Annotated in this window: 16 protein-coding genes; 11 read left to right on the top strand and 5 right to left on the bottom strand. The window is 72.1% G+C overall.

What is annotated here, in order from left to right; all coding sequences use genetic code 11:
* Positions 1–75 precede the first annotated feature (75 nt).
* Entirely contained in the window at positions 76–1,581 is a 1,506-nt protein-coding gene (locus ABZ342_RS40035) for an alpha/beta hydrolase (protein ID WP_360484691.1), read from the top strand.
* Between the two features lie 42 nt (positions 1,582–1,623).
* Here the strand turns inward: ABZ342_RS40035 and ABZ342_RS40030 are convergent, their stop codons facing one another.
* Both ABZ342_RS40030 and ABZ342_RS40025 read right to left on the bottom strand, forming a co-directional pair.
* Positions 1,624–2,790 (bottom strand): glycosyltransferase, encoded by a 1,167-nt coding sequence (locus tag ABZ342_RS40030; protein WP_360484688.1) that lies wholly within the window; start codon positions 2,788–2,790, stop codon positions 1,624–1,626.
* A 147-nt stretch (positions 2,791–2,937) separates the two neighbouring features.
* Positions 2,938–3,429 (bottom strand): MarR family transcriptional regulator, encoded by a 492-nt coding sequence (locus ABZ342_RS40025; RefSeq protein ID WP_360484685.1) that lies wholly within the window; start codon positions 3,427–3,429, stop codon positions 2,938–2,940.
* Between the two features lie 175 nt (positions 3,430–3,604).
* Between ABZ342_RS40025 and ABZ342_RS40020 the strand changes: the two genes are divergently transcribed.
* From ABZ342_RS40020 to ABZ342_RS40005, 4 genes are all read left to right on the top strand, one after another.
* Positions 3,605–4,300, top strand: a complete 696-nt coding sequence (locus ABZ342_RS40020) for a hypothetical protein (RefSeq protein WP_360484682.1) — start codon at positions 3,605–3,607, stop codon at positions 4,298–4,300.
* Between the two features lie 344 nt (positions 4,301–4,644).
* Positions 4,645–6,216 (top strand): DNA polymerase Y family protein, encoded by a 1,572-nt coding sequence (locus ABZ342_RS40015; protein ID WP_360484679.1) that lies wholly within the window; start codon positions 4,645–4,647, stop codon positions 6,214–6,216.
* A gap of 135 nt (positions 6,217–6,351) precedes the next feature.
* The gene (locus ABZ342_RS40010) at positions 6,352–9,657 is read left to right on the top strand and encodes an error-prone DNA polymerase (protein WP_360484676.1); all 3,306 of its coding nucleotides are present in this window, start codon (positions 6,352–6,354) and stop codon (positions 9,655–9,657) included.
* Between the two features lie 81 nt (positions 9,658–9,738).
* A complete protein-coding gene (locus ABZ342_RS40005) occupies positions 9,739–11,709 on the top strand; it encodes a cellulose binding domain-containing protein (RefSeq protein WP_360484673.1) in 1,971 nt (656 codons plus the stop codon).
* 512 nt (positions 11,710–12,221) lie between these two features.
* On the opposite strand, the gene ABZ342_RS40000 is transcribed toward ABZ342_RS40005, so the two are convergent.
* Positions 12,222–12,638: a MarR family transcriptional regulator gene (locus tag ABZ342_RS40000; RefSeq protein ID WP_360484670.1), complete on the bottom strand. Its 417-nt coding sequence runs from the start codon at positions 12,636–12,638 to the stop codon at positions 12,222–12,224.
* 35 nt (positions 12,639–12,673) lie between these two features.
* Here ABZ342_RS40000 and ABZ342_RS39995 point away from each other — a divergent pair, with 35 nt between their 5' ends.
* Positions 12,674–13,096, top strand: coding sequence for an SRPBCC family protein (locus tag ABZ342_RS39995; RefSeq protein ID WP_360484667.1), 423 nt, complete (start codon positions 12,674–12,676; stop codon positions 13,094–13,096).
* A complete protein-coding gene (locus tag ABZ342_RS39990; RefSeq protein WP_360484664.1) occupies positions 13,093–13,776 on the top strand; it encodes a class I SAM-dependent methyltransferase in 684 nt (227 codons plus the stop codon). The genes ABZ342_RS39995 and ABZ342_RS39990 overlap by 4 nt, the downstream gene beginning before the upstream one ends.
* Positions 13,777–13,804: 28 nt before the next feature.
* Here the strand turns inward: ABZ342_RS39990 and ABZ342_RS39985 are convergent, their stop codons facing one another.
* Positions 13,805–14,662: an LLM class flavin-dependent oxidoreductase gene (locus tag ABZ342_RS39985; protein WP_360484661.1), complete on the bottom strand. Its 858-nt coding sequence runs from the start codon at positions 14,660–14,662 to the stop codon at positions 13,805–13,807.
* The gene (locus ABZ342_RS39980; RefSeq protein ID WP_360484658.1) at positions 14,662–15,681 is read right to left on the bottom strand and encodes an aldo/keto reductase; all 1,020 of its coding nucleotides are present in this window, start codon (positions 15,679–15,681) and stop codon (positions 14,662–14,664) included. The genes ABZ342_RS39985 and ABZ342_RS39980 overlap by 1 nt, the downstream gene beginning before the upstream one ends.
* Before the next feature lie 90 nt (positions 15,682–15,771).
* On the opposite strand from ABZ342_RS39980, the gene ABZ342_RS39975 reads away from it, so the two are divergent.
* From ABZ342_RS39975 to ABZ342_RS39960, 4 genes are all read left to right on the top strand, one after another.
* Positions 15,772–16,311, top strand: a complete 540-nt coding sequence (locus ABZ342_RS39975) for a TetR/AcrR family transcriptional regulator (protein ID WP_360484655.1) — start codon at positions 15,772–15,774, stop codon at positions 16,309–16,311.
* A complete protein-coding gene (locus tag ABZ342_RS39970; protein ID WP_360484652.1) occupies positions 16,308–17,411 on the top strand; it encodes a cytochrome P450 in 1,104 nt (367 codons plus the stop codon). The genes ABZ342_RS39975 and ABZ342_RS39970 overlap by 4 nt, the downstream gene beginning before the upstream one ends.
* A gap of 4 nt (positions 17,412–17,415) precedes the next feature.
* On the top strand, positions 17,416–17,847 hold the full coding sequence (locus ABZ342_RS39965) for a pyridoxamine 5'-phosphate oxidase family protein (RefSeq protein WP_360484649.1): 432 nt from the start codon (positions 17,416–17,418) through the stop codon (positions 17,845–17,847).
* Between the two features lie 121 nt (positions 17,848–17,968).
* Complete coding sequence (locus ABZ342_RS39960; RefSeq protein ID WP_360484646.1) at positions 17,969–19,168, top strand: cytochrome P450; 1,200 nt, start codon at positions 17,969–17,971, stop codon at positions 19,166–19,168.
* Positions 19,169–19,170: the final 2 nt, after the last annotated feature.

Here is a 19,170-nt window from a genome sequence, read left to right as displayed (position 1 = left end):
TCGCCCGTCTGGAGGGGTGATCGTTTCGTTCCGTCGAAAGGACTTTCTGTGCGTCGTTCTCCTGGGGGAGGCATCGTGCGCGGCCTGGTCGTCGCGCTCGGCGTCTCGATGGCCGTCGTGGCCGGACCGGCCGTGGCTTCGGCCTCCGTCGATACCGTCCCGGCACCGAAACTGACCTGGACCGGCTGCGACGACGGCTTCCAGTGCGCCACCGCCGAGGTGCCGCTGGACTACGACCGGCCGTCCGGCGCGAAGATCGACCTCGCGCTCATCAAAGAGCCCGCCACCGATCCCGCGCACAAGATCGGCACGCTGTTCGTCAACTTCGGCGGCCCGGGCGCGTCCGGCCTGCAACGGCTGCGGGAGCGCGGGAAGTGGCCGTGGCTGTTCTCCGCCGAGCTGCGCGCGCGGTTCGACGTCGTGTCGTGGGACCCGCGCGGGATCGGCAGCAGCACCGCCGTCCGGTGCTTCGACTCCCTCGCGGAGCAGGAGTCGTTCTTCGGCTCGTTCCCGGAGATGCCCGGCGACCCGAGCGGCAACGCGGCCTTCTACGCCAAGTCGAAGGAGCTCGCGGACCGGTGCTCGGCGAAGGCCGGCCCGATCCTCGAGCACGTCTCGACGGCCGACACCGCGCGGGACCTGGAACTGCTGCGCCGCGCGGTCGGCGACGCGAAGCTGACCTACCACGGCATTTCCTACGGGACGCAGCTCGGCGCCACCTACGCCAACCTGTTCCCGAACCGCATCCGCGCGATGGCCTTCGACGGCACGATGGACTTCGCCGGCAACGCCACCGGGCACGACGGCAGCGGCACGAGCGTCCCGCTGGACACCCGCCAGGACGTCGCCACCGGCATCTCGCAGACGTTCGACCAGTTCCTGCGCCTGTGCACCGAAGCCGGTCCGAAGTGCGCGTTCTCCTCGGGTGACCCGAAGGCGAAGTGGGCGTCGATCACGGCGCGCGCCAAGCAGGCCCCGATCACCACCGACGGCGAGACCTGGACGTACTCCGGGATCATCAACGCGGCGGCGGACCTCTCCGACTCGCGGGGCTGGCCGGACATCGCGTCGCTGCTGCAACGCCTGTACGACGCTCCTCGCACGGCTGCCGCGCTCAAGGCGGGCGAGCCGTACACGTCCAACCGCACGGAGGCCTTCAACGCGATCCAGTGCAGTGACAGCGATGTGCCGACCGATCCGGCGATATACAGCCGGTACGCGGAATCCGAGGACCAGCGGGTCCCGTACTTCGGCCGTATCGCGGTGCTGGACATGATGAGCTGCGCGTTCTGGCCGGCGAAGGCCGCCGACCGGTACACCGGCCCGTGGAACCGCCGGACGTCGGCGGAGATCCTGGTGCTGAACAACCGCTTCGACCCGTCGACACCGCTGGCCGGCGCTCGCGACGGTGCCGCGGAGCTGGCGCGTGCCCGCGTGTTCGTCACCGAGGGGTACGGGCACTCGTCGATGTACGTGCCGAGCACGTGCACCGAGCAGGTCAAGCGGGACTACCTGATTTCGGGGACGTTCCCCGCCGCGGGCAAGACCTGCGCGATCGACGCGAGCCCGTTCGCGGGCTGAGGCGGGACGGGCCTCGCCGGGAGTTCCGGCGAGGCCCGTCGCTCAGACCAGGTCGACGAGCTGTTTCGCGGCGACCATCGCGCCGTCGGTGCGGATCTCGACGGTCCGGCCCGCCGAGGCGAACGCCGTGGCCAGCGCGGCCGACAACGACTCCGCGGTCGGCACCGGATCCGGGTGGGCCGCGCCGATGCCCAGCTCGGCCACCCGTCCGGCCCAGTAGGGCTGGTCCGCGATCCGCGGCACCACCACCTGGGGCGCGCCGGCCCGGGCGGCCGTCGTGGTGGTGCCGGCGCCGCCGTGGTGCACGACCGCCGCCACTCGGCGGAAGAGCGCCTGGTGGTTGACCTCGCCGGCGACGAAGCTGTCCTCGGCGTCGTCGACCGCCGTCAAGCCGGCCCAGCCGCTGCCCAGCACGATCCGGAGGCCGTGCGCCCGGACCGCCTCGGTCGCGATCCGCGCGATGCCCTCCGGCGCGTACGCGGCCATGCTGCCGAAGCCGACGTACACCGGCGGCTCGCCGGCGTCGAGGAACTTCTCCAGCTCGTCCGGCAGCGGACGGTCGTCGGGCAGGAGCCACGCCCCGGTCCGCCGGACGTCGAGGTCCGTCGGGCACAGCACCGGATCGGCGGCCAGCCACGGCCGATCGGTGAAGACGTGGTCGCGGACGTTCGTCACCGGCGGCAGGCCGATCGCCGCCCGGTTGCGGTCGAGCGCCGGGCCGTACAAGGCGTCGACGCGCTCGGCGTCGTGGCGCCACAGCACCTCGTTGTCGGTCTCGCCCGCCGGCGACGGCGTACCCGGCCGCATCCCCGGCGGGACGTGCGGCGACGGCAGCCCGTGCAGGTGGTAGCACGCGTACACGTACGGGATCCCGGCCCGCTCGGCGACGTCGCGCGCGCCGGCGGGCAGCAATCCCTGCGCCACCACCACATCGCAGTCCCCGGCGACCGCGCCGAGCGCGTCGAACCGCGCGGTGACCAGCTCGTCCGCGAGCGCGAACGGGTCCGGCCGCTCGCGGGTCACCACCGAGCGCACCGACGGGCCGAGCGGCACGTGCGCCACCCCGGCGCGCTCCAGCAGCGTCACGAAATCTTCGTCCGGCGGCCCGCACACCACCGAGTCCACGCCGAGCCCCCGCAGGGCCACGGCCAGTCCCGCGAGCGGTTCGACGTCCCCGCGCGAACCCCACGTCGTCAGCAAAACCCGCATTGCTTTCCCCCTGTTTCCGCTGGTTGCGCGGCCATTGTGGAGGACGACCCCGGCCTTGCGGCAAGCCCCGGGTTCGGCTATACCTTGAAGGGGGCGGGGAGTGCTCGTATCGCAGCGGCAATACTTGTAGTGGCGAACGGTCGAGCGTCAGCCCCAGAGGGCTTCGGGTGCCGCGCCGGACGGGGGTTCCCCGCCGGCTTCGGCGAACGCGGTGAGCGCGTCGACGAGCCCCTGCCGGCTTTCCCCGGGCATCCGCGCGACGATCTTGGCGATCTCCCGGCGGCGGCGGGTCGTCACCTGCCGGACGATCCGCGCGCCCTCGCGGGTGATCTCCAGCACGATCTCGCGCCGTGACACGGGACTGTGCCGGCGGTCGACCAGCTCGCCGGCGACCAGCCTGTCGACCATGCGGCTGGCGGTGGACGGCGTGACCCCGAGGTGTTCGGCGAGCGTCGCGTGCTTGAGCGGCCCGCGCGTGTGCAGGACGACGAGGAGTCGGAACTGCGGCAGGGTCAGGCTGTCTTCGGCCGCGGCGATCGATCGGACGGACACCGCCACGAGCAGCCGCGACGCGGTGAGGACCGCGTCGGTCAGCTTGTCGACGCTCGCGGCGTCGAGGCCCGGGTTCGTGCGGGTCATGCCGCCCAGTGTGCCGGAGCGGCCATGCCCCGCCGGGGTGACCCCCGGCTTGACAGCGGGCCCGCTCGTCTCGCACTATGCGAACAAGTGTTCGATAACTTTCTCCTGGGTTCGCCCGCGGCTTCGCGGTGCGGGTGTCTCCGGTGCGAGTACGTGGTGCTGGAGGTGAGCGGTGGTGGCGGTGCCGGAGGCGCTGGCCGGGCTCACGGCGATCCCGGGGGTCCGCACGGCGGCGGAGCTGAGCCCGGCCGCGGCCGTGTCGCCGGCTTCGGCCGGGTTGTTGACGGTGCTGCCCCCGCTGGCGCGGTTGCTGCCGGGCGGCGGGTTGCGCCGCGGCAGCACGATCTCACTGGCCGGCGCGACGTCCCTGGTACCGGCCCTGCTCGCGGCGGCCACGCGCGACGGTTCGTGGGCGGCGGTGACGGCCCTTCCCGAGCTGGGCCTGGCCGCGGCGGCGGAGCTGGGCGTCGACCTGGAGCGGATCGCGCTGGTGCCCCACCCCGGCGCGGAGCTGACGGGTGTGTTGTCGGCGCTGGTGGACGGGTTCGACGTGGTGGTCCTCGGACCGGTCGCGGTCCAGCCCCAGCTCGCCCGCCGCTTGGCGGGCCGGGTGCGCAACCGGGGAACGGTGTTGCTGAAGGTGGGGCCGTGGCCGGGAGCGGACTTGGAGCTGCGCGTATCGGGCCGCCGATGGCACGGCCTGACCCCGGACGGCCACGGCCACCTGCGAACCCGCGAGGTGACGGCGACCAGCTACGGCCGAGGATCGGCGGCGAGACCGTCATCGGTGCGGTTGCAGCTGCCGGGACCGGGCGGGATGGTGGCGGCGGGGGAGCCGCGAGAGCGGCGCTTGGCCGAGGTGGCCGGGTGAGCGGTGGTGCCGGAGAAGTCGGTGCCGGAGCACGCGGACGCACCGGATCCGCACGATGACCGGCGGGCCACGGTGTTTCGCCGCGGCCTAGGACTGGGCGATGAGGCGGGTCGTGCCGGGTGTTGTTTCGGCGCGGGGAAGTGCGGCGGATCGGGCGCCTCGCATCGATCGCGCGAGGTGGGGCCCGGCGAACCGGGAGCCGTGCCGCGGTCGCGTGAGGACCGGCGGGCCACAGTGTTCCGCCTCTGCGTAGTTCCGCGCGATGGGCGGGCAACAGAGGCCCCTCGCGCCGACAGCGGCCAGGTGTTTTGCCGCCACCGCACCATCCCCGGCGCGGCCGCGGGATGAACGGTCCGCCACGGCTGCTCGTGCTGTGGTGCCCGGACTGGCCGGTCGTCGCCGCCGGGGCCGCTGCCGGTACCTCGCCCCTCGCTCCCGCTGCCGTCTTCTCCGGTAGCCGGGTTGTCGCCTGCTCCGCCGAAGCGCGCCGTGGTGGCGTCGGACGGGGCATGCGCCGGCGCGATGCCCAGTCGCGGTGCCCGGAACTCGTGGTGCACCAGCACGATCCGGACCGCGACGCCCGGCTCTTCGAACCCGTCGCCGCCGCTGTCGAAGCGCAGGCCGTCGGGGTCGAGGTCGTGCGGCCGGGCATCGTCGCCGTGCCCGTCACCGGTGCCGCCGGGTACTTCGGCGGCGAAGAAGCCCTGGCCGAGCTCCTCGTCGACGAGGTCGCCGCCCGCGCCGGCGTCGAGTGCCAGGTCGGGATCGCCGAGGGCCTCTTCGCCGCGACCCTCGCCGCCCGCCGCTCGGTCCTCGTCGCGCCCGGGGGCACCGAAGCCTTCCTCGCTCCTCTCCCGATCACCGAGCTGGACCAGCCGGGCGACGACCGCGGCGAGCTCGTCGGCACCCTCCGCCGCCTCGGCCTGCGCACCCTCGGCGCGTTCGCCGCCCTCGCCGAACGCGACGTCGCCGGCCGCTTCGCCAAGGACGCCATCACCGCCCACCGCCTCGCCCGCGGCCTCGCCGAACGCCCGCCGCTGCGGCGCGCCCTCCCGCCGGACCTGACCGTCACCGAAACCTTCGACGACCCCCTCAGACGCGTCGACGAAGCCGCCTTCGTCGCGAAGACCCTCGGCGAACGCTTCTTCGCCGGCCTCGCGAACCACGGCCTCGCCTGCACCCGCCTGGCCATCGTCGCCGTCACCGAAGCCGGCGAAGAGCGCGTACGCGTCTGGCGCTGCGCCGAACCCCTGACCGCCCGCGCGACGGCCGACCGCGTGCGCTGGCAGTGCGAAGGCTGGCTCACCACCCGCGACCGGCCCAGCGCCGGGATCGTCCGGCTGGGCCTGGACCCCGAAGAGGTCGTCGGCGGGGAAGCCTTGCAGCTGCAGCTCGGCTCGATGGGCCACGACGCCGACGCCGCCGAGCGCGCCGGCCGCGCCCTGGTGCGCATCCAGGGCCTGCTCGGGCCGGACGCCGTCGTCACCCCGCTCCTCGACGGCGGCCGCGGCCCGGCCGAGCGCGTCCGCCTGGTCCCGTGGGGCGAGCCGCGGCGCGTGGTGACCGAGGACCGGCCGTGGCCGGGGCGCCTGCCCGCGCCCTCCCCGGCCTGGGTGCCGCCCCGGCCACCGGCGGCCCGGGTGCTCGACGCGATCGGCGACGCGGTCCGCTGCACCGAGCGCGGCGAGCTCAGCTACCCGCCGGCCACGGTCACGATCGGCGACGGGCCGTCGCGCCGGGTCCTCGGCTCGGCGGGGCCGTGGATGGTGCACCCGTCGCTGCCGGCGAAGCGCGGCGCGCGGCCGACGGCCCGGATGCAGGTGGTCCTGGAAGGCGAGGACGACGACCTCGCGCTGCTGCTCGAAGCCACCGTCGGCGTTGATCCACAGTGGACAGTCGAGGGCGTCTACGACTAGTCCTTTGTGACCGATGCGACGGAGCGGTTGACACCGGACGCTCCCCGGCTCAGGATCGAGACGTCGTAGTCGTACGTGTGTTCGAACAGTAGTCGCTGGCTTCCCCACAGCGAACTCCTTGTGGGGAGCGGAGTCTTGGCGTTCAACAATCCGAATGTGCCGTGGTCCGAAGTGGAGCGGATCGCTTCCGGACGGCCTCCGGGAGGCGACGGCAACGACGCCCCGGCGTGGTCGCGCAAACGCGAAGGGTATGCCGGGGCGCCGAAAGATCTTCAGGACCGCAAGAGCCGGGACCACGGTGGCGACCGCATCCGCGCCCCCTACGCCGAGCTGCACGTCCACTCCAACTTCAGCTTCCTCGACGGCGCGAGCCACCCCGAGACGCTCGTCGAGGAGGCCGCGCGGCTCGAGCTCGACGCCCTCGTCCTCACCGACCACGACGGCATGTACGGCGCCGTCCGGTTCAACGACGCCGCCCGCGAGCTCGGCGTCCGGGTCGGGTTCGGGGCCGAGCTCTCGCTCGACCTGCCCGCGCCGCAGGCCGGCGAACCCGATCCGAACGGCTCGCACCTGCTGGTGATCGCGCGGCAGCAGGCCGGGTACCACCGGCTCTGCAAGGTCATCTCCCGCGCCCAGCTCGCCGGCGGGGAGAAGGGCCGGCCCGTCTACGACGTCGAGGAGCTGGTCGACGAGCTGGCCGGGCACGTCGTCGTGCTCACCGGCTGCCGCAAGGGGCCGGTCCGCCGGGCGCTCGCCGAGCACGGGCCCGCCGCCGCGCGGGCCGAGCTGGGCCGGCTCGCGGACTGGTTCGGGCCCCGGCACGTCGCCGTCGAGCTGATCGACCACCGCCAGCCCCTCGACGACGCGGCCAACGACCACCTCGCCGGGATGGCGAGGGAGCTGCGGCTGCCGACCGTCGTCTCGAACAACGCGCACTACGCCCGCCCGGAGGACGCCGTCGTGGCCGACGCGGTCGCCGCCGTCCGGGCCCGCCGGTCGGCCGAGGACCTCGAAGGCTGGCGGCCGCCGTCGGGGCAGGCGTTCCTGCGGTCCGGGATGGAGCAACGCCGCCGTTTCGAGCGCCGCTACCCCGGCGCGGTCGGGCGGGCCGCCGTCCTCGGCGTCGAGGTCGCGTTCGACCTGAACCTCGTCGCCCCCGATCTCCCGCCCTTCCCGGTGCCGCCCGGCCACGACGAGATGTCGTTCCTGAGCGAGCTGACCCGGCTCGGCGCGGCGAAACGCTACGGGTCGCGGGAGGAGAACCCGAAGGCCTACGCCCAGCTCGACCACGAGCTCGCCATCATCGGGAAACTCGATTTCCCGGGCTACTTCCTCGTGGTGTGGGACATCGTCCGGTTCTGCAGGGAATCCGGCATCCTCTGCCAGGGCCGCGGTTCCGCGGCGAACTCCGCGGTCTGCTACGCCCTGGAGATCTGCCACGCCGACCCGGTGAAGTGGAACCTGCTCTTCGAACGCTTCCTCGCCCCGGAACGCGACGGGCCGCCGGACATCGACGTCGACATCGAGTCCGGCCGCCGCGAGGAAGCCATCCAGTACGTCTACGAAAAACACGGCCGCTTCCACGCCGCGCAGGTCGCCAACGTCATCACCTACCGCGCGCCGTCCGCGATCCGCGACGCCGCGAAAGCCCTCGGCCACAGCCCCGGCCGGCAGGACGCCTACAGCAAGCTCGTGGACCGCTGGGGCGGGACCAGGCAGCAGACGGCCGGCGACATCCCGGCCGACGTCCTCGACCTGGCCGCCCGGATCGAGGACTTCCCGCGCCACCTCGGCATCCACTCCGGGGGCATGGTCATCTCGAAGCAGCCGGTGTCCGAAGTGGTCCCGGTCGAATGGGCGACCATGGCCGACCGGAGCGTGCTGCAGTGGGACAAGGACGACTGCGCGACCGTCGGCCTGGTCAAGTTCGACCTGCTCGGCCTCGGCATGCTGTCCGCGCTGCACTACACGATCGACCTCGTCGCCGAACACCACGGATCCACTGTGGACCTGGGCGAGCTCGACCTCGCCGACCCCAACGTCTACGACATGCTCTGCGAAGCCGACGCCATCGGAGTGTTCCAGGTGGAGTCACGCGCGCAGCTGGCGACGCTGCCGCGGTTGCGGCCGCGCGAGTTCTACGACCTCGTCGTCGAAGTCGCGCTGATCCGGCCCGGCCCGATCCAGGGCGGCTCGGTGCACCCGTACATCCGGCGGCGCCGCGGGGAAGAGAAGTGGCAGCACGCCCACCCGCTGCTGGCGTCCAGCTTGGACCGGACGCTCGGCGTGCCGCTGTTCCAGGAACAGGTGATGCAGATGGCGGTCGACGTCGCGAGCTTCAGCGGCTCCGAAGCCGACCAGCTGCGCCGCGCCATGGGCGCCAAGCGCTCCAGCGCGAAGATGAAAGCGCTGATGGCGCGGTTCTTCGCCGGCTGCGAAGCCAACGGCCTCGACCGCGAGCTGGCGACGCGGATCTTCGAGCAGATCCACGCCTTTTCCGGTTACGGCTTCCCCGAAGCGCACTCGATGTCGTTCGCGCTGCTGGTGTACGCGAGCGCGTGGTTCAAGCGCTACTACCCGGCCGCGTTCTGCGCCGGGCTGCTGCGCGCGCAGCCGATGGGCTTCTACAGCCCGCAGTCGCTGGTCGCCGACGCGCGCCGCCACGGCGTCCGCGTCCGCGAACCGGACCTCAACGCCAGCCTCGCCCACGCCACCCTCGAACCCGACGCCGAGAGCACCGGCGGCGTCGCGCTCCGCCTCGGCCTCGCCGGGGTCCGGCACCTCGGTGACGACGTCGCCGACTCGATCGTCGCCGAGCGCGACGCGAACGGCCCGTACGCCGGGGCCGGCGACCTCACCCGCCGCGTCCGGCTGAAGAAGAACGCCGTCGAAGCCCTGGCCACCGCGGGCGCGTTCGGTGGCGACCGGCGTCAGGACCTCTGGGCCGCCGGTGCCGCGGCGACCACCCGCCCCGGGCACCTGCCCGGCCTCGCCCCGGGCCTCGACGCGCCCGCGCTGCCGGGCATGACGCGACTGGAGGTGACGGCCGCGGACCTGTGGGCGACCGGCGTCTCCCCGGACAGCCACCCCGTCGAGTACCTGCGCGAGCTGCTCACCGCGCGCGGCGCTTTGCCGGTCGCCGAGCTCATGCGGGTCGAGGACGGGACGCGGGTGTGGGTCGGCGGCGCCGTGACGCACCGGCAGCGCCCGGCCACCGCCGGCGGGATCACGTTCCTCAACCTCGAGGACGAGACCGGCATGGCCAACGTCCTCGTCTCGCCCGGCCTGTGGCAGCGGCAGCGCCTGGTCGCCCGCACCAGTGCGGCGCTGCTGATCCGCGGGCGGGCGCAGGTCGCGGAGGGCGTCGTCACGCTCGTCGCCGACCGCCTCGAACGCCTCGACCTGTCGATGCGGGCCGGGCCGTCGCGAGACTTCCGTTGACTTCCGGGCCGCGCACTGGTTCTCTGCTCTGAGAGCGCTCTCAGCCATCCGTGCGTCTCGACGAGTGAGGATGGACGATCCATGACAGCTCGACGTCTGCGCTGGGCAGCGTGGCCGGTGGCCGCCCTGCTCGTGGCGGCCGTGCCGGCGGCGGCCGCGGCGACCCCGCCCGAAGCGACCGTGACGGTCAACGCGAAAGCGGGCCTGGCCACCGTGCCGGACACCGCGCTCGGCATCAACCACGCGGTGTGGGACAGCCAGCTCGGCACCGACACCGTGGCCGACCTGTTCGGCGCCGCGGGGGTTCGCACGATGCGCTACCCCGGCGGCTCCTACGGCGACATCTACCACTGGAAGGACAACACCGCGCCGGGCGGGTACGTGGCACCCGGCACCGATTTCGACACGTTCATGGGCGGCGTCCGGCGGGCCGGCGCGCAGCCGATCGTCATCGCCAACTACGGCACCGGGACGCCGCAGGAGGCCGCCGACTGGGTGCGGTACGCGAACGTCACGAAGGGCTACGGCGTCAAGTACTGGGAAATCGGCAACGAGCTCTACGGCAACGGCCACTACGGCGCGAACTGGGAGGCCGACGACCACGAGGACAAGAGCCCGGCCGCGTACGCCGCGGGCGTCGTGGCCTACGCCGACGCGATGAAGGCCGCCGACCCGTCGGTGAAGATCGGCGCGGTGCTGACGACGCCGGCGAACTGGCCGGACGGCATCGTCGGCGCGGGGGACACCGGAACGTGGAACCGGACGGTGCTGTCGATCGCGGGGCCGCACATCGACTTCGCCGTGCTGCACTGGTATCCGAGCGCTTCGACGGCCGCGGAAGCGCTGACCAGGACCGAGCAGGTGGACGACATGATCTACCTGGCGCGGGAGCAGATCACGCGGTACGCGGGCCGGTCGCTCGGCATCGCACTGACCGAGACGAACACGCCGGTCGGCATGGACACCCAGCCCGGGGCGCTGTTCGCGGCCGAAGCGTACGCGTCCCTGCTGGAGAACGGCGTCTTCACGGTGGACTGGTGGGACACGCACAACGGCGGGACCGCACTGTCCACAGTGGCCGGTTACCCGGACTACGGCGACTCCGGCCTGCTCTCCAGCGCGACCTGTCTCGACGGCGGGTGCGAGCCCGCGCTCAACACGCCGTTCGCACCGTATTACGGACTGAAGATGCTGAGCACGTTCGCGCGTCCGGGTGATCAGTTCGTCCGGGCCGGCGCGGACGACCCGCTCTTGGACGTCCACGCGGTTCGCCGTCCGAACGGGGACCTCGCGGTGCTGCTGGTGAACAAGGATCCTTCCGCGGCGCGGGCGGTGAACCTGGACTACCCAGGGTCCGTCACGGATGTCTTCACCTTCACGAACGGCGCGACGTCGATCGCTCACGCGTCTTCGTGGGACCGGACGGTGCCGCCGTACTCGCTGACGACCGTGGTCCTGCACCCCGCCGCTTCCGTCCGGTTGGCGGCACCAGGCCAGCCGACGGCGACGACGACCGACACGACGGCGACGATCAGCTGGCCGGCGTCGGCGCCCGGCGTGAAGTACGAGGTGTACCGGCAGGCGGGCGCGGTGAGCGAGCAGTGGGGCGAGACGACGGGGACATCGTTGTCCGTCGGGAACCTGGTCCCGGGAACGCGCTACACGGTGAACGTCCTGGCCCGCGACGCGGCGGGGAACGTGTCGTGGGCGTCACCACCGTCGACGTTGACGACGGGTGCGCCTTCGTCCAGCAGCTGCACGGTGACGTTGACGGACGTGAACGACTGGGCGAGCGGTTTCGTGGGCGGAATCCACGTGGTGTCGTCGGCCGCGGTGGGCGACTGGACGTTGACGTTCACGTGGCCGACCGCACGCCAGCGGGTGACGAGCGGCTGGAACGGAACGTGGACCCAGGAGGGGGCGGCGGTGAAGGTGACGTCGTCGGCATCGTTGAAGCCGGGGGCTGATGTGGGGTTCGTCGCGGACTACGGCGGGCCGAACATTCTGCCGACGGCGTTCCGGGTGAACGGAACCCTGTGCGCGGTGGGCTGACCGGCGTCCGGGGCGGGCGCCGGACGGCGCTCGCCCCTCGCCGGGCGTTCGATTCATCGGCCTACAGATCGCGAGGAGGCGGCGGCGCCGGACCGAGAAGAGTCAGCTTCAGCCGCGGCGGGCTGGAGGTGCCGACGTCTTGCGCGAGCTGATGTCTCAACGTATCGGCCAAGTCCCTGATCTCCCGCGACTCCTCCGGCGACAGGGACACTTCCGCGCCTGGGCCGGATGCGCATCTCGAGGAGCCGATCTCGGGACGGCTCTTCGCCCGGTATCCAATAACGCGGAATGGCCTGGGAGAGAGGGAAAGGCACTGGTACCGGGCAAGCCTCTTCTCGCGCACCGCCTGGTCGTACGCATGGGCTAGCTCGAGCTTCAACTTCGAGCGCGTGGTCAGGTAGGTCAACGAAGCCGCCCACCAGAACTTCCACGAAAATCGAAGCTAGCGAGCGGGATCGGGCCAGCACACCGCCGACTGTGCGCTTTCGTGGGCACCTGTCGATGACGGCGGTTCAGTCCGACCGGGCCAGCCGAGCCAAGGCCGACCGCAGCACTCGCCGCTCCTCGGCATTCAGCCCCGTCAGCATCCGCTCCTCCGCCACGCGGATCGCGTCCCGCACCGCCCGGTGTCGCCGAACGCCGGCGGCCGTCAACCGCACCACCCGGGCGCGCCGGTCGGACGGGTCCGGCGAACGGCTCACCAGACCCTCCGCGACCAGTCCGTCCAGCAATGCGATCAGCCGCGTCTTGTCGTAGTGGATCTGCTGGGCCAGCACCAGCTGGCTCGGCGCCGCCCCCGGGGACAGGGCCGACAGCACCACGTACTGCCACATCGAGAGCCCGTGCTCCTCCAGGATCGGGCGCTCGGCCTCGGCCAGTGCGCGGCCGGCTGCCGCGCAGAGGGCCGCCAGGTCGTCGTCCTCCGTCACGCGGGGAATCTTACGCGTGGACAAATCATAAGCAGATGCGTATCGTTTCTGGCATGACATCAATCGAGACAGGACGCGCCGAGACCCGCACGATCACCATCGCCGCGGCGCCCGCGCGGGTCGTCGACTACCTCTCCGACGGGCGCCACCTGCCCGAATGGGCGCCCGGCTTCGCGCCCGCCGTCGAACACGAACAGGGCGACGTCTGGCGCATTCCCGGTGCGGGCGAGCCGCGCAGGGTGGTCGTGCGCGCCGCGAAGGGCCATGGCGTTGTCGACTTCGTCAGTGCCGACGCTCCGAACCAAGGCCTCTTCGCCCGCGTGCTCCCCAACCTGGCCGGCGCCGAGCTGATCTTCAGCCTTTTCTTCCCCGAGGGAACCGAACCGTCGGCCGTCGACGCGCAGATGGCGGTCCTCGCCCAGGAACTCGAGGCCGTGCGAGAGCGCGTCGAAGCGTGAACCGGGACATCCGCTCGGTCGAGGACCTCCTGCGGATGCTGGACGGCCTCTTCGAAGACATCCCGTGGGACGGCTTCTACGAGGACCGCGATCGGCCCGTCCCGTTCTTCGCCGACCAGCCCGACGAAAACCTCGACGCCTGGCTCCGCGCCGGGTCACTCCGGAAGGGCCGCGCGCTGGAGCTGGGCTGCGGGCCCGGCCGCAACGCGCGGAGGCTCGCCGCCGCGGGGTACGAGGTGGATGCGGTCGACCGGTCGCGAACCGCGATCGCCTGGGCGGCCGAACGCGGTGGTGGCGCCCGGTTCCACCACGCCGACATCTTCGCCGTGGACCTGCCGCACGAGACCTACGACCTGGTCTACGACTCGGGCTGCCTGCACCACCTCGCACCGCACCGGCGGATCAGCTACCTGGCCCTGCTCGACCGCCACCTGAAACCGGGCGGCCATTTCGGCCTCGTGTGCTTCGCCGCCGGTACCGGCGATGCCGGCTCCGGCACCGAGGTCCCGGACGCGCAGCTCTACCGCGACCGCAGTCTCCACGGCGGCCTCGCGTACACGCCGGACGAACTGCGCCGGCTGTTCGACGGCTACACCGAGGTCGAACTGCGCCCGATGCGGGCGAACACCGGCCAGTTCGGTGTGCCCTTCCTGCTCGCCGGGCTGTTCCGCAAGAACTGAAAACCCGAGCCGCGTGTCGACAAGTGCCTCAGCGGATCAGCTCGTCGGCGACCCACCGCACGACGCCGTCGGGGTACGGGTTCGCCAGGCCGAGGACGATGTGCCCGAACCCTGCGCTGACGGCCTCTTCGATCTTCTCACGCGTCGCGGCGGGCTTGTCGTAGTCGACCGGCAGGAAGATCGAGCGGGTGATCGACGCGGGGTCGCGGCCGATCTCCGTGCAGTAGTGGTCGAGCAGCCTGCTGCGGCCCGCGAGGTCTTCGATGTCGCCGCCGCCCGGGATGTTCCACAGGTCGGCGTGCTCGGCGACCACGCGCAGCGTCGCGCTCGCCCGGCCGCCGATCATGATCGGCGGGTGCGGCCGCTGCACCGGCTTGGGGTTGCCGAACGCGCCCTTCAGCTTGACGTACTCGCCGTCGAAGTCGAACGGCTCGTCGTCCGTCCACAAGCGACGGATGACCGTGCACGCCTCGGCCAGCGCGGCGACGGCGTCGTCCTGGCTGTGGTAGGGCAGGCCGTGGCCGTCGTATTCGCGCCGCGCCAGGGGGTGGCTCGGGCGCGACCCCGCGCCGATGCCGAAGTCGAGCCGACCGCCGGACACGATGTCGACCGTGGTCGCGATCTTCGCCAGCACCGCCGGCGGCCGGAAGCGGTTGCTGGTGACCAAGAGCCCGACGCGCAGCCGCTCGGTCTGCGCGGCCAGCGCCGAAAGCAGCGTCCAGCCTTCGAAGATCGGGCCGTCCGGGTCGCCGCCGATCGGCATGAGGTGGTCGAACAGCCACGCGTGCTCGATTTCGGGCACGGTGTCGGCTTCGCGCCAGACGCGCAGGACCTCGTCGTAGCCGACGTTCATCGGTGCGGTCAGGATGCCGAAACGAGGGGACATCAACGCCTCCGGAGGGACGGGTCGAGCAGGGCGGGCGGGGTGTCGAACTTTTCGTGGGCGGCCAGGTCGACGCCGGGAGCGACGACGGCGTCGATCTCGTCGAGCACGTCGGCCGGCAGCACGGTGTCGGCCGCCGCGAGCTGCGACTCCAGGTGGCCGAGCGTGCGGGGACCGATGAGCGCACTGGTCACGCCGGGGTGCGCGGTCACGAAGCCGAGCGACAGCTGAATCAGGGAAAGATCCGCCTGGTCGGCGATCTTGACGAGCTTCTCGACGGCGTCCAGCCGGGCCTGGTTGGCCGGGTCGGTGAGGTCGAAGCGCTGCGGCAGGACGCCGGCGCGGTTCGTCTTGATCTCCTGCCCGGCGCGAGCCGCACCCGAGAGCCAGCCCGACGCGAGCGGGCTCCAGGCCAGCACGCCGAGGCCGTACTCCTGGGTCACCGGGAGCACGTGGGTCTCGATGCCGCGTTGCAGGATCGAGTAGCTGGGCTGCTCGGTGACGTACCGGCTCAGGTGGTTTTCCCGCGCGGCCCACTGGGCCTGCACGATCCGGTAGGCGGGGAACGTCGACGAGCCGAAGTAGCGGATCTTGCCCGCGCGCTGCAGGTCGGTCAGCGCGGAAAGCGCTTCCTCGTCGCTCGTGGCGGGGTCCCAGCGGTGCATCTGGTAGAGGTCGACGTGGTCGACGTCGAGCCGGCGCAGGCTGTCTTCGAGGGCCTTGAAGATCCAGCGGCGCGAGGTGCCGCGGTGGTTGCGCTCGTCGCCCATCGGCATGGCGGCCTTGGTCGCGAGCACGAGGTCGTCGCGGCGGTTCTTGATCGCCTTGCCGACCATGACCTCCGACTCGCCCTGGCCGTACATGTCGGCGGTGTCGACGAGGTTGATCCCGCCGTCGAGGGCGGCGTCGACGATGGCGGTGGCCTCGTCCTGGGTGGTGCGCCCGATCGCGCCGAAGTTCATCGCGCCGAGGGCGAGGCTGCTGACCTGGACACCGGTGCGGCCCAGGGTGCGGTACTGCATGAGGGGACTCCTCCGTGAGATGATGACAAGCGGAACGTTGCTCCGTTAACCATACGGAGCATTGTTCCGGTTAGCAACCCGGGAGGTGTGGTGAGCAAACCCAAGCGCGCGGACGCCCGGCGCAACGAGAAGACGTTGCTCGACGCGGCGGCCGCCGTCTTCGTCGCGTCGGGGGTGGACGCGCCGGTGCGCGACATCGCGGCGAAGGCCGGCGTCGGGATGGGCACGATCTACCGCCACTTCCCGACCCGGGCGGACCTGATCGTCGCGGTCTACCGGCACCAGGTGGAAGCCTGTGCCGACGCGGGGCCGGCGCTACTGGCAGCGGCGTCCTCGCCGCACGAGGCGCTGAGCCAGTGGATCGACCTGTTCGTCGACTTCCTGGTGACCAAGCACGGGCTCGCGGGGGTGCTGCAGGGCGACGGGTTCGCCTCGCTGCACGCGTACTTCCTCGATCGCCTGGTCCCGGTGTGCGCCCAGCTGCTCGAAGCCGCCGGGCTGACCGCGAAGGTGCGGCCGCTGGAGCTGATGCGCGGGGTGGGCAACCTGTGCGTCGGCGCGGAGGACGGCAACCCGGACTACGACGCGCGCCGCCTGGTCAAGCTCCTGATCGCGGGGCTGCGGGCGTGATCGAGCAGCTCACGAGCGACCCGTACGCGCTGCTGGCGCGGCTCCGGGCGACCGAGCCGGTCGCCTGGGTGCCATCGTTGAACGGCTGGCTGGTCACTCGGCACGATCTGGCGCTGCAGGTGATGCGCGACGCGGCGACCTTCACCGTGGACGACCCCCGGTTTTCGACGGCCCGGGTCGTCGGCCCGTCGATGCTCTCGCTGGACGCGGCCGAGCACACCCGGCACCGGACGCCGTTCGCCCGGCACTTCCGGCCCCGCGAGATCTCGGACCGGTTCGACGGGTTCGTGCGCGCCGAGTGCGCCCGGCTGGTCGACGGGTTCGCCGCGGCCGGGCGGGCGGAGCTGCGCCGGGCGCTGGCCGGGCCGCTGTCCGTCGCGGTGGTGGCCGACGCGCTGGGCCTGGACGACGCCGACACCGCGCGGGTGCTGGCCTGGTACGACGCGATCGTGTCCACAGTGGACGACATTTCGGCCGGCCGGGAACCGGGTCCTCGCGGTGCGGAAGCGTTCGGTGAGCTGCGCTCGCACATCGAGGGCTCGGTCGGCCGGCGCTCGCTGGTGACCGAGGCGGCTTCGGTGCTGGACCTGCCGGAGGTGGTGTCGAACGCCGCGGTGCTGATGTTCGGGGGCATCGAGACCACCGAGGGCATGATCGCCAACCTCCTGGTGCACCTGCTGCGGAACCCGGAGCACCTGGACCGCGCGCTCGTCCCGGAAGCGATCGAGGAGTCGCTCCGGCTGGAACCGGCGGCGGCGGTGGTCGACCGGTACGCGACCCGCGACGTCGCGCTCGGGGGAGCGTCGATCGCGCGGGGTGACCTCGTCACGGTGTCGCTCACCGCGGCCAACCGCGACCCCGCGGTGTTCCCGGAGCCCCACGTGTTCGACCCGCACCGGCCGAACCTGCGCAAGCAGCTGGCGTTCGCCCACGGCCCGCACTTCTGCCTCGGCGCCGACCTCGCCCGGCTGGAGGCGCGGATCGCCGTGGAAACCGTGCTCGACCGGCTGCCGGGCATCGCGCTGGCGGAGCCGGCCACGGCGTCGGGGCTGGTGTTCCGCAAACCCGCGGCGGTCCACGTGCGCTGGCTGCCATCATGACCGCATGACGGCGTGGCGTGAGTTCGAAGAGGCGGAACCGGAGTTCGCTCGGCGCGTGCGGACGTTGTTCGACGCGCACAAGCACAAGACGATGGCGACGCTGCGGGCCGACGGGTCACCGCGGATCTCCGGCATCGAGACGAAGTTCGCGGACGGCGAGCTGACGTTCGGCTCGATGCCCGACGCGCGCAAGGGCGCGGACCTGAAGCGGGACCCGCGGCTGGCGCTGCACAGCGCGACGGTCGACCCGGTCGACGGCGAAGAGGCGAAGTGGCCGGGAGAGGCGAAGATCTCCGGCCGGGGAATCGACACGGGCGACGGCTTCCGGGTGGACGTCGCCGAGGTCGTCCACACGCACCTGAACCCGGAGGCGACGCTGCTGGTCGTCGAGTGGTGGACGCCCGAGGGCGGGCTCCGCAAGGTCGAGCGCGAGTGAGCTGAGCGGGAGCGGGCCGTTCACGGCGTCTTCGGAAGCGAGACTTAAGTCAAGCGCTTGACGTAATTGGCGATCGTCGCCATGCTCGTCGTAGGGGTCATTCACCGACGAGGAGTCCGTCATGACGCAAAGCCACACCGAGCTGCCGCGGTTCCCGTTCGAAGCCGGCACCGCGCTCGAGCCGCCGTCCGAATGGGCGGAGTTCCGGGAGAAGTGCCCCGTTGCGCACGTTCGGCTGGCCAGCGGCGACGAAGCCGCCCTGATCACCCGCTACGCCGACGTCAAGAGCGTGCTCTCCGACCCGCGGTGGACCCGGCCGACGCCCGCCGACAACGCCGCGCGGGTCGCCGACACCGAGTCCGGCGGGGTGTTCAACAGCGAGATGGCGACCGTCCTCCCGCAGCACGGCGAAGCCCACCTCACCTGGCGCCGCACGATCGGCAAGTGGTTCACCGCCAAGCGGATGAACGCCCTGCGCCCCGGTATGGCGGCGATGGCCGAGCAGCTCATCGACGACCTCGTCGCCAAGGGCGCGCCCGGGGATCTCAAGGCCGGCGTCGCCTTCCCGCTGCCCGTCTGGGTCATCTGCGACATGCTCGGCGTGCCGGACTCCGACCGCGACCGGTTCGCGCACTGGTCGGACGTCATGCTCAGCATGACCCGCTACACCCAAGCCGAGTTCGACGCCGCGCAGCAGGACTTCGGGCGGTACATGGGCGGGCTCATCGCCGCCAAGCGCGCCGAACCCGGCGAGGACATCCTCAGCGCGCTGCTGCCCGAGGGCTGGCCCGACCCGATGCTGATCGCCACCGGCATCGGCCTGCTGATCGCCGGCCACGAGACCACCGCCAACATGATCGCCAAGATGGTCGCGATGCTGCTCGCCGACCGGAGCCGGTGGGAGCGGCTGCTGGCCGACCCGGCGCTGGTGCGCACCGCCGTCGAGGAGTCGCTGCGGCTGGACGCCAACGCGGGCGTCGGGATGATGCGCTACTTCACCGACGACTTCGAGGTCGCCGGCACCGTCCTGCCCGGCGGGACGACCGCGATGTGCAGCATGGCCGCGGCCAACCGCGACGAAGGCGCGTTCGAGAACGCGTCCGAAATGGACCTGGGCCGCAGCCCGAACCCGCACCTGTCCTTCGGTGCCGGCGCGCACGCGTGCCTCGGGCAGCCGCTCGCCCGCACCGAGCTGCAGGTCGTCCTGGAAGTCCTGCTGCGCAAGCTGCCGACGCTGGAGCTGGCCGTCCCGGCGGACGAGCTGCGCCGCGTCGAGGGGCTCGCCGTCGGCGGGCTGCGGGAACTGCCCGTCCGCTGGTGACC

It is taken from the genome of Amycolatopsis sp. NPDC005961, from assembly GCF_040629235.1.
In the GTDB taxonomy this organism is placed as follows: Bacteria; Actinomycetota; Actinomycetes; order Mycobacteriales; family Pseudonocardiaceae; genus Amycolatopsis; species Amycolatopsis camponoti.
This window is presented reverse-complemented; position numbering and strand designations above follow the sequence as displayed.